We start from the raw sequence: 2,700 nt of genomic DNA on the forward strand, positions 1-2,700 counted from the left end.
CTTACGCCTCGTCGGACGGGTCGGCGGGGGCGCTGGCGCGGGTGGCCGCGGCGGCGGCGCGCACCTGCGGCGCCACCTCCACCACGCGGCCGAGCACGCCGTTGATGAAGGACGGGGAGTCGTCGGTGGACAGCTCCTTGGCCAGTTCCACCGCCTCGTCCACCGCCACCACCGGCGGAACGTCGTTGGCGTGGAACAGCTCCCACACCGCCACCCGCAGAATGGCGCGGTCCACGGCGGGCAGCCGCGACAGCGTCCAATCCTGCAGGTAGGACTCGATGGTGGCGTCCACCCGGTCCAGATCGTCGGCCACGCCTTCGACCAGGACCCGGGTGTAGGGGTTCACGGGCGCGACCGCGTCATCGCGCAGGGCCAGCGCCACCCGCTCGGCGGTGAGCTCCGCCGGGTCGATGTCGCGCGCCTCGGCCTCGAACAGCAGGTCCACCGCGCGGCGGCGCGCCTTGTGCCGCGCACCCAGCTTCTTGTAGTTCGACTTCTTGTCCACGGGCTGATCGGCCACGGTCACCATTATCCGCGCGTCAGGAGTTGACGCGGCTGATGTAGCTGCCGTCGCGGGTGTCGACCTTCAGCTTGTCGCCGACATTGATGAACAGCGGAACCTGCACCTCGGCCCCGGTCTCGATGGTGGCGGGCTTGGTGCCCGCGCTGGAGCGGTCGCCCTGCAGGCCCGGCTCGGTGTGGGTGACCTCGACCTCGATGGAGACGGGGAGCTCGATGAACAGCGCCTCACCCTCGTACATGGCGATCTGCACGCCCATGTTCTCCAGCAGGAAGCCGCCCGCCTTGCCGACGATGTTCTCGCCCAGGTGGATCTGGTCGAAGGTCTCGCCGTCCATGAAGATGTAGTCCGAGCCGTCGTGGTAGAGGTAGGTCATATCGCGACGGTCGACGGTCGCGGTCTCGACCTTCACACCGGCGTTGAAGGTCTTGTCGACAACCTTGCCGGAGACGACGTTCTTCAGCTTGGTGCGCACGAAGGCGGGACCCTTACCCGGCTTGACGTGCTGGAATTCGACGATCTGCTGGAGCTGATTGTCGATCTTCAGCACGAGGCCGTTCTTGAAGTCGCTGGTGTCCGCCACTGTCTTCGGATCTCCTCATAGTCGGGCAACCGCGTCAGTCGACGACGGTCAGGTCCTTGCTGGTGTGGGTGAGCAGTTCGGGGCCCCCCTTGCGAACCACGAGCGTATCCTCGATCCGGACGCCGCCGCGGCCGGGGAAATACACACCTGGCTCGACGGTCACCGCCACGCCATCCAGCAGTGTACCTGTGCCCGTTTTGGCGATTCCGGGTGCTTCGTGGATCCGCAGGCCGACGCCGTGTCCGAGGCCGTGCACGAACAGCTCGCCGTAGCCCGCGGCCTCGATGACCGCGCGGGACGCGGCATCCACCGCTTTCGTCGCCACTCCCGGCGCCAGCGCCTCGCGGCCCGCCCGCTGCGAGCGCAGCACCAGGTCGTAGATCTCGCGCTGCCAGTCCGAGGCGTGGCCGAGGACGAAGGTGCGGGTCATATCGGAGTGGTAGCCGCCCACCACGGCCCCGAAGTCGATCTTCACGAAGTCGCCGGTGGCCAGTTCCGCCCCGGTCGGGCGGTGATGCGGGACGGCCGAATTCACGCCGGTGGCCACGATGGTCTCGAAGGCCACGGCCTCCGCGCCGTGTTCGAACATGAGCCATTCCAGTTCGCGGGCCACCTGGCGTTCGGTGCGACCGGGACGCAGGCCGCCGCGTTCCAGCAGGGCGGCCAGCGCGGTGTCGGCGGCGGTGCAGGCGGCCGCGAGCTGGTGCACCTCGAAGGCGTCCTTGACCATCCGCAGCTGTTCGACCAGGCCCGAGACCGGAACCAGATCCAGGCCGGTGGCCTGGGCCAGGAAGGCGCGATGCTGCTCGACGGTGACGACATGGCTCTCGAAGCCGACTCGGCCGGTCTGCCACTCCCCCGCGATCTCGACCACGCGGCGCGCGCTGGCCCGGTTGATCTCCGCCCGCAGGTCCGGCGACTGCTCGGCCACCTGGGTGCGGTAGCGGCCGTCGGTGCAGATGACGGTCCGGTCCTCGGTGGTGTCCCAGGCATACACCAGCAGCGCGGCATTGGAGCCGGTGAATCCGGTCAGGTAGCGGATATTGATCAGGTCGGTCACCAGGAGCGCGTCGACCCGGTTCTCCACCAGCAGGTCCCGCAGCGCGGCCCGCCGCAGTGCGTAGTTGGGGCGCGGGCCGGGATCGTGATCAGCCATGCGTCCAAGCTACAGCCGACACGCCGCGACACCGACCCGCAACGCGGGGAACCGCCCGGTCACGACGAGGGTCGCCGACGGGAACAGACGTTGTCCACATCCGAGGTAGTTGTCCACAATTCGCGTTCGGGGCGCCCGCGTGGGAGTGCGGCGCGGCAGTCTCGTAGACATGGACCCGATCCCGCTGCTCGGACTTCTCACCTGGTGTGCGGCACTCGGCGCCGCGGATCTACGCCGCCGGCGGCTGCCGAACCTGCTGACGCTGCCGGGCGCCGCGGTGGTGCTCGGATACGCCTGGCTCGACGGCCGGTGGGCGGTCGCGCTGGTCGGCGCGCTGCTGCTGGCGGTCCCCTACCTATTGATTCATCTGACGATGCCGTCCGCACTCGGTGCCGGGGATGTGAAACTCGCCCTCGGATTGGGCGGCGCCTGCGCGCTCGC

At 69.0% G+C, this 2,700-nt stretch carries 4 protein-coding genes; 1 reads left to right on the top strand and 3 read right to left on the bottom strand.

The window, feature by feature from the left end:
- Position 1: 1 nt before the first annotated feature.
- From nusB to QK444_RS35215, 3 genes are read right to left on the bottom strand one after another with little or no spacing between them, the layout of a single operon-like run.
- The gene (nusB, locus tag QK444_RS35205; RefSeq protein WP_282786310.1) at positions 2 to 520 is read right to left on the bottom strand and encodes a transcription antitermination factor NusB; all 519 of its coding nucleotides are present in this window, start codon (positions 518 to 520) and stop codon (positions 2 to 4) included.
- Positions 521 to 539: 19 nt separating this feature from the next.
- Positions 540 to 1,103: an elongation factor P gene (gene efp, locus QK444_RS35210; protein ID WP_029924386.1), complete on the bottom strand. Its 564-nt coding sequence runs from the start codon at positions 1,101 to 1,103 to the stop codon at positions 540 to 542.
- Between the two features lie 34 nt (positions 1,104 to 1,137).
- The gene (locus tag QK444_RS35215; RefSeq protein WP_282786312.1) at positions 1,138 to 2,259 is read right to left on the bottom strand and encodes a Xaa-Pro peptidase family protein; all 1,122 of its coding nucleotides are present in this window, start codon (positions 2,257 to 2,259) and stop codon (positions 1,138 to 1,140) included.
- A 169-nt stretch (positions 2,260 to 2,428) separates the two neighbouring features.
- On the opposite strand from QK444_RS35215, the gene QK444_RS35220 reads away from it, so the two are divergent.
- Positions 2,429 to 2,700 (top strand): prepilin peptidase (locus QK444_RS35220; protein WP_282786314.1); only part of this gene is annotated, 272 nt, incomplete at its 3' end.

This window comes from Nocardia sp. CC201C (assembly GCF_030010695.1).
Taxonomy (GTDB): Bacteria; Actinomycetota; Actinomycetes; order Mycobacteriales; family Mycobacteriaceae; genus Nocardia; species Nocardia otitidiscaviarum.

Excerpts from the sequence above, each read along its gene's own strand:
- QK444_RS35215 (WP_282786312.1), bottom strand. The coding sequence starts at position 2,259 with ATGGCTGATCACGATCCCGGCCCGCGCCCCAACTACGCACTGCGGCGG.